The 7,853-nt window shown below is 34.5% G+C and carries 6 protein-coding genes; 4 read left to right on the plus strand and 2 right to left on the minus strand.

Annotation, left to right across the window (positions count from 1 at the left end; all coding sequences use genetic code 11):
• Both E1171_RS12440 and E1171_RS24745 read left to right on the plus strand, forming a co-directional pair.
• The coding region (locus E1171_RS12440; protein ID WP_343031358.1) for a P1 family peptidase at positions 1–800 on the plus strand (800 nt) is incomplete at its 5' end.
• A gap of 37 nt (positions 801–837) precedes the next feature.
• Positions 838–1,071 (plus strand): P1 family peptidase, encoded by a 234-nt coding sequence (locus tag E1171_RS24745; RefSeq protein ID WP_484628028.1) that lies wholly within the window; start codon positions 838–840, stop codon positions 1,069–1,071.
• Between the two features lie 408 nt (positions 1,072–1,479).
• On the opposite strand, the gene E1171_RS12445 is transcribed toward E1171_RS24745, so the two are convergent.
• Both E1171_RS12445 and E1171_RS12450 read right to left on the minus strand, forming a co-directional pair.
• The gene (locus E1171_RS12445) at positions 1,480–2,463 is read right to left on the minus strand and encodes a polyprenyl synthetase family protein (RefSeq protein ID WP_155206332.1); all 984 of its coding nucleotides are present in this window, start codon (positions 2,461–2,463) and stop codon (positions 1,480–1,482) included.
• 196 nt (positions 2,464–2,659) lie between these two features.
• Positions 2,660–5,014, minus strand: a complete 2,355-nt coding sequence (locus E1171_RS12450; RefSeq protein ID WP_155206333.1) for a terpene cyclase/mutase family protein — start codon at positions 5,012–5,014, stop codon at positions 2,660–2,662.
• A gap of 310 nt (positions 5,015–5,324) precedes the next feature.
• Here E1171_RS12450 and E1171_RS12455 point away from each other — a divergent pair, with 310 nt between their 5' ends.
• Both E1171_RS12455 and E1171_RS12460 read left to right on the plus strand, forming a co-directional pair.
• Positions 5,325–6,593 carry a helix-turn-helix domain-containing protein gene (locus E1171_RS12455; protein WP_155206334.1) on the plus strand — a complete coding sequence of 423 codons (1,269 nt, stop codon included), beginning with the start codon at positions 5,325–5,327 and terminating at the stop codon, positions 6,591–6,593.
• Positions 6,594–6,678: 85 nt separating this feature from the next.
• Positions 6,679–7,833: a squalene synthase gene (locus tag E1171_RS12460; RefSeq protein WP_155206335.1), complete on the plus strand. Its 1,155-nt coding sequence runs from the start codon at positions 6,679–6,681 to the stop codon at positions 7,831–7,833.
• Positions 7,834–7,853 lie beyond the last annotated feature (20 nt).

The raw sequence follows: 7,853 nt of genomic DNA on the forward strand, positions 1-7,853 counted from the left end.
TGAGAGCCAGAGAATTAGGTGTTGAACCTGGAATACTTACTCCAGGTAAATGGAATGCAATTACTGATGTGAAAGGAGTTTCGGTGGGCCAAACGACGCTTGTGATAGGGGACTCTATTCGAACAGGGGTTACTGTTATACTTCCTCATCAGGGTAATGTTTTTCAGGATAAAGTACCTGCTGCTGTGTTTGTGGGAAATGGGTTTGGTAAACTTATTGGCACTTCACAAATTGAAGAACTTGGTAATATAGAAACACCCATTGCTTTAACTAACACACTCAATGCCCCTTTAGTCGCCAATGCCCTCATTGATTATACTTTATCAATTCAAGAAAATAGGAATATAAGATCTGTCAATACTGTAGTGGGGGAGACCAATGACGGATGGCTTAATGATATTAGGGGACGTCATGTAAAAAGTATCCATGTAAAGGAAGCCATTGCCTCTTCCTCCTTAGGTGAAGTTAAAGAAGGTAATGTAGGAGCAGGAACCGGAACGAGGGCTTTAGGTTTTAAGGGAGGAATTGGTACTTCCTCTCGTGTTCTACCTGAAGATAAAGGCGGGTACACGGTGGGTGTGCTTGTTCAAACCAATTTTGGAGGAATTCTTAAGATAAACGGAGCTCCTGTAGGAGAGGAATTGAATAATTATTATATGGCGGAGGATGTTCCTTATGTTGTGGACGGTTCTTGTATGATAATCATTGCTACTGATGCACCTCTTTCCGCTAGGAATTTGAAACGTTTAGCAAGGCGTTCTTTCTTAGCCCTTTGGCACAGTAGGGTCATTTTCTTCTAACGGTAGTGGAGATTATAGTATCGCCTTCAGTACCCATCTGGGTGTCCGGATTCCCTATTCTTCTAAGGATATGGAAAGAGTTTCTACAGAGGTTTCTAATGATCATATATCACCCCTGTTTCTTGCAGTTTTGGAAGCAACGGAGGAGGCAATTTATAATTCATTGTTCATGGCCACTGACATGAGGGGACAAAAGGGAAGAGTAATGAAGGCATTGCCCATACAGAAAACCCTTAAAATATTAGATAAATACAGTGCTCGTAAGAAATAATCGATGAAGCAGTTTTCAATTTCTATTGATTTACTCCTAAAGTTTTCATTTTTGAAATGGAGATATTGAAATTGCTGAAATTAGTTGTTTCTAATTTTTATCTTTCCGGCTCTGTAGCAGCATTTACAGTACTTTTGTCCTCCAATGAAATAGAATTCCTAAAAGCCTTAATTTTGTAATTTTTTTTTAAGAATTTTTTTAATGCAAAAGGTACAGTTTAACAACAGGAACACTATTAACTTAGATGGATTTATAGTTTAAGAGAGATTGCTTTTATAGCTAGGGTTTGGGATAAGATGAGTTTTAGATTGGCTTTGAATCCAGTTAGTTATGTCTATAAATTTAAAATGGATTGAGATCAAAATCAAAGTGGTTGTAACCTCTGCATTAAGAAGATGAAGGGAGGTTTTAATAATCTCTATTATAAAGATTTTTGGCGAAGGAAAATAGGGGTTCTTTTCGATGAGCATCTATATTGATTTCATCTAGAATCTTCATAGCCTTTCTATAATTGTAATCCATAAGTTTCTCAGCGTATTTGTCAAGTGACAGTTCCTTATATAAGGCAATTGTTTTACTAATTTTATCTTCCCTATTTTTACATGATTTTAATAAAGTGAGGTTTTTGCGTTGTTCTTTATTGGCTAGCTGATATGCCTTAACATAAAGGTAAGTTTTTTTGTTTTTTACAATATCCCCACCTATTTTTTTTCCAAATTTTTCCTTTTGTCCAAATACATCCAGCCAGTCATCTTTTATTTGAAAGGATATTCCTAGTAACCGGCCAAATTCATAAATTTTGTTTTGATTTAGTTCAGATGCATTTGCTAAAATTGCTCCAATCCGTAGACTGCTAGCCAGTAATACTGCTGTTTTCAGTTCAATCATTTGAAGATATTCCTGTTCCTTGATTTCATCCATGGATTCAAAAACAGAATCCATGTGTTGCCCTTCTAAGACCTTTTTTGCGGTATTAATAAATAATGGAAATAAATGGGACAATTTAAAGACAGGGGCCTTGCCTAAATATTGATAGGCCAATATCAAAAGTAAATCCCCAGCGAGAAGAGCCGTTTCTTCATTAAAATGCTTATGAACTGTAGGTTGGCCTCTTCTGATTTCTGCTTGGTCCATTATGTCATCGTGAATTAGGGTGAAATTATGAAATAACTCCACAGCAAAGGCTGAGTTCAGGGCATCTTCCAATTTGCCATCAAATAATTTGGTAGATAATAAAACTAATAAAGGTCTTATTTTTTTTCCCTTTGAAGACAAAAAATAGTAGACGGCTTCGTAGGCGGATTCATTTTTTTCACTGAATCGGATGTTTTTAAATTGGTTGGTATAGATTTCCAGAAGTTCTTCCGAAAGGGTTAATTTGGACAAGGGCATAATTGGGGGTTATTTATTGGTTTCTTAATATACCACTCCCTTCCCTTAATTTCAAAAATTAAATTTGTTTTGATCAGGCTAAATAACCAATAATAAATCCCGTAGTTTTCTCAATTTAAAATAGGATGTCAATGTTGAATTAGAGGTTCTAATTTATGATGGAGGTAAATGAAAAAAAAGCTGGAGGAACAGCTCATTAACTTCCTGTACTATTAAATTTTTCTATATATCGTCCTAAAGCCCTAAGAGGAAATACATTTCGATATGAAGTATAGGTTATCATACAATTTTGGTTAAAAACCCCCGAAATGCCCTCCTGAGGCCAATCCCCATTTTCCAATTGTCTTTTAAGCAAAAATTTGATTCCTCGTTTTACGACTTCTTTTTTAGGATAGTGGGCTGTCATTAGGGCAAGTAAAGCCCAACTAGTATTTACTACCTGGGAACGCTGGTGTTCCATATATTTATCTTGACTGCAAGAGGTATGAGATTCTCCCCATCCTCCGTCTGGTCTTTGTTTGGAAACCAAAAAATCACAAGCATTTTCAATACAGGATTCTACCTTAAATTGTGTTCCTTCATAGGAGTGTAAAGCTGAATTTGTTAACGCTTCTAAGGCGAACCAGCTACCATAGGTAAAGCAAACTCCCCATGAACCTACCCATCCCCCTTCAATTCTTTGTTGGGCTATTATAAAATCTAGCCCTTTTCTAATAGCTTTTTTAATTAACTCCTTTCTATAATGAGGGAAATTTTTATTGAATTCATTTAAGGCGGTTATGCAGGAAGAAGTGCATTCAACACAAGGATAATCAATCATTATATTCCCAAATATATGGGAAGGGTTGAAGTGTTCTAACCATTTTTTTCCTCGGCTCTTTTCATAAGTGGCCCATCCTCCATTTGCATTTTGTAAGGAAAGAATAAAATCAATAGCCTGTTCTAATCTTTTGTTTGAGATTCTTGTAATTTTTGACTCCTCAATTAAATTGGTTTGATGAATTCCCAAAATGGATTTTACCGCTTCAGCTGTGCAATCTGATATGGGCCAACCATGAGCTCGAGTTGAAAAAGGCCAGCCACCTACTGAGGGATGCCTGAAAAATTTTTTTCTTTGGTTTACTTCTTTGCGGATTTGGTTTTGGTCCAAAAACTCATAGGTTTTTTTTAAAGTTTCTTTACAAGAATTTATAGAAAAGTTTTCAAGGATGGTTTGCGTAGCAAAGGAAGTATCCCATAATTGGGCTCCATTATAACCATTCATTTTCATTCCATCCTCGGCCACCCAAAGGTAATCATCCCATTTCTCTACATGCTTTTGAAAGTAATTGGAACCTTTTCCATAAGCATGCCAAAGACAAATTGAATTAATCATCTGATTAATAGGTCCCAGATTAATAAAACTCGTCTGATCATCTTCTGCATTTATATAATCAAGTGTGAATTTTAGGGCCTTTTTTCTAAGGCTTTTTAAAAAGAATTTTTCGTAACCATTTAAAAGGCTTAAGGAAATTTTTAATCCAATTGATGGTCCCTTAAAATGATCGGTTTTTGCTAATATATTTTTCTTCCGATTCCAGTTAATGGAATTGTAGTCCTCCACATAGAGCTCTTTTTTAAGTTGAGAAATTAGTGGAGTAATAGGCCCCTTAAGCTTTTGACCAAAACAATAAGACATGGGTAAATAGACCATTCGGGAGTGGCACCAGAATTTGCTGGGATGAAAAGGCAAAAATTTTGGTAATAACCACATTTCTGGTAGTAGGCTATGTACACCTGTCCATTCATATACCCCCAAAATGGCTAAGAAGAACTTTCCCCAGGAAGGTAATCCAGTAGCTCCTCCCATATCTTTAATCCATTTTTGAGCCTTTTGTAAATTATCGTTATTCGCCTTAAAACCTAAAATACGAAGTGCACAATATTGCATCACGGTTCCAAATAAGGTCGATTCACCCTCTATATGCAATCCCCAACCTCCATCAGAATTTTGGTGATTAATCATATAACGGCCCATTAAAACTTGCTTTTCTTGGGAAAAGGGAGTCTCTGTAATATAAGAAGTAATGATAAGGCCAGGTAGAAGAAATAATGGCCCCCCGTAGTCTCCTGGCCAGTGTCCATCATTAGATTGCAAGTTTTTATAGTATTCTAATCCTTTAAAGGCAGATTGAAATGCCTTATTCGCCAAAGGATCTTTGATTTTATATGAATTATTAATCCGGTGGGAAATATTAGAAAAATTATTTCTCTGAGTTTTTTGATGACTTCTATAAACTAAATCTGAAGAGTTGGGGTTTTCTTCTTTTTCAAAATAGAAGGCATTGGAAAGATCGTTTAAAAACGTCTTAGGTATTTCCTTTTGCTTTGAAGTAGCTTGATTCAAGCTACCGTCAAGACTCCCATTCGCTTTTTTTAGATTTGTTGGAAAGGCCGGGCTAGTTAGGAATTCATCCAAAAAATTTAATTTCCAATACTGTCTTCCTTTTTCACATATCAACTTACAAGATTTCCAAAAATCAATCGAGTTTTTCGAAGAATGCCTACTCATATTTTGGAGGTTTTTTGCAAAATGATTAGTTTAAATTAGGGTACGTATTTAGTACCTTGGTTCTTTTATCAGATTTAAAATGAAATAACCGTTAGAAGGACGTTCGATTATTTAATCGAACCCTCAAATGAAATGAAATTGGGAAAGTTCTCATGTTTTTCCCAAGAGTATTTAAAAGTCTTCTGAGAAAAAGTACAAAACTAAAGTCTGCAATTAATTACCTCTGAAAACTTGTTTTTCCGTAAGGAAAATATGGAGTCCCTGAAAAGCCCATCTGAAAAAACTCACCAAACCACCAAAATATGGGCTTTTGGGATTTAATCTTCTCTCAGTTCTTAAAGTTGTAATTCATTTATCAAAGGAAATTGGGAATCAGGTTTTGGAAAAACCATTTCCTTTTAATCTTATTAGTTTTCTCATGATTAAAGATGCTTTACTCTATATTGGATTGGCCCAATCCCTATTTGCTGCCTTGGTTTTAATTACAAAACCCAAGGTTTATATACCTGATAAGATATTGGTTATATGTTTGTTAACCATTGCATTTCGTTTTTTTGTAAAGATTTTACATTATGATTTTGGTCATTTAAATGAAGATTTTTCACTTGGGGTAATTCCTATGTTATTTGGTCCCTATTTTTATCTTTATACGGCTTATACGATCTCGGGGAAGTTGGTACTTAACACCAGGGATTTATGGCATTTTGTTCCTTTTATCCTCATGGTCTCAATTTTTCTTCTTTTCTATAATGGTAAAGTTTCTTTTAACACGGTTACTTTTTTCGTAAGAGATCAATATTTGCCCGGCCGAATCGTCTTTGGACTCATTTTCTACTCCAGTATTTTAATCTATACTATTTTTACCTTTATCAAATTGAGTAATTATAGACGGTTGCTAAAAGCTGGCCTGGAAAATTATTCTTCAGAGGTACCTTTATTTTGGCTTAGCTTCTTAACTTTTTTCTTTAGTGCGCTTTTCTTTTTTTATTTGATACTTGGGGGTATTAATGCCTTTACTTTTTCTGAAAGGTTTGACATTTCAAGTCTTTCACATATAGGATTAACCATTTTGGCCTATGTAGTAAGTTATTTTGGGTTGCGTCAAACTAACCTTACCTCTAGTGAAAAGATAGAGAAACAAGAACATGATAACTTGGTAGAAAGTATAAGTTCGGGTTTAAAGAATAAATTTAGCTCTGAGGAAGCAGAAGATATAATGCAAGAACTAAAGGATTTAATGGAAAAAGAAGAACCTTATTTAAATCCGGAATTGACATTGGGTAATCTCGCCAATAGAATAAACATTTCTAAGTATGATCTAACCTACCTTTTAAATAATCACCTTGGTAAAAATTTCTTTGCTTTTGTTAATGAGTTTAGATTAAGGGCGGTTATTAGAAAATTGGAGAACTCTGAAAATAACCATTTGACTATTATCTCTATTGCCTATGATTGTGGCTTTAATTCAAAATCTTCTTTTAATACTTTATTTAAGAAACAATTAGGGTTAACACCTTCCGAGTATAGAAAAAAAATGGGTACTAGTCCAAATAATAAATCCGAACGTATTTGTGATTAATGAGAGAGGAAAAGGCGACTCTGTCTTCTTTTTTTCATAATTTCTATTCAAATCCCAAACTATAAATTTAAAGAAGATTACAAATATGCCATTTAATCTTATTCATTTATTTAAGTATCCGGATGAATTTACCGCTTTGTATAAAATGAAATTTCTTCAACCAGGAGGGAGTGTCAATGACATTTCCTCATTTACAAATAATCATAAGCTTTCAGATCTCCAATTTTGTTATGCCATTTTAAACAAGGTTTCTCGCTCATTTTCTACAGTTATTTGTCAATTGCCTACCGAAATACGGGATGTGATTTGCGTTTTTTATTTGGTACTAAGAGGGTTGGATACAATTGAAGATGATTTTAGGATTCCAGCAGAAAAACGAAAGAAACTGTTACTGAATTTTTATCAAAATAGTTTTGATCCCCAATGGACTATTTCGGGGGTAGGAGATAGCAAAGATTACCAATTACTTTTAGAGAACTACCAACGAGTAACTTCCATCTTCCAGGGGTTAAAAAGGGAATATCAAGAGATCATTAGTCAGACTTGTCAAGAAATGGGGGCTGGAATGGCTTCTTTTATTGGAAAAGAAATTCACTCAGTAGAGGATTATAATCATTATTGTCATTTTGTGGCAGGGAAGGTAGGTATTGGTTTATCAAAAATATTTTCCGTTTCAGGGTTGGAGCACGAAGAATTACAAAACGAGACCGAACTATCCAATTCAATGGGAATATTTCTTCAAAAGACCAATATTATAAGAGATTATCATGAAGATTTAATACTTAATAGAAAGTTTTGGCCCCAAGAGATTTGGGGAAAATATGCAGACACGCTAGGTGACTTGAGATATAAGGAGTTTGATGCTCTTGCCTGTTTAAATCATATGGTTACTGATGCCATGAAACATGCCATATTATGCTTAAAGTATTTGGAGTTGATCCAAAACAAAATGATTTTTCAATTCTGTGCCATTCCTCAAGTGATGGCTATTTCTACTCTTGTGGAAATCTATAATAATGCTCAGTTATTTTATCGAAATGTAAAAATTAGAAAAGGCCTGGCAGCAAAACTTATTCTCAATACTCAAAACATGAATGATGTTCGTGAAGTTTTTTTAGAAATGGGAAATAAAATGTTAAAGAAAGCCTCTTTAAAAGATTCCAACTTTCAATTGTTGGTTCGCTATCTTTGTCAAGTAGCCAATCCTGACAAAGTTAGAATTAAAGAAGAATTTCTATAATTCAATGAGATGGAATGAAA

Origin of the sequence: Xanthovirga aplysinae (genome assembly GCF_009711365.1) — a bacterium.
Lineage (GTDB): Bacteria > Bacteroidota > Bacteroidia > Cytophagales > Cyclobacteriaceae > Xanthovirga > Xanthovirga aplysinae.

Excerpts from the sequence above, each read along its gene's own strand:
- E1171_RS12460 (WP_155206335.1), top strand. The coding sequence starts at position 6,679 with ATGCCATTTAATCTTATTCATTTATTTAAGTATCCGGATGAATTTACC.
- E1171_RS12445 (WP_155206332.1), bottom strand. The coding sequence starts at position 2,463 with ATGCCCTTGTCCAAATTAACCCTTTCGGAAGAACTTCTGGAAATCTAT.
- E1171_RS12450 (WP_155206333.1), bottom strand. The coding sequence starts at position 5,014 with ATGAGTAGGCATTCTTCGAAAAACTCGATTGATTTTTGGAAATCTTGT.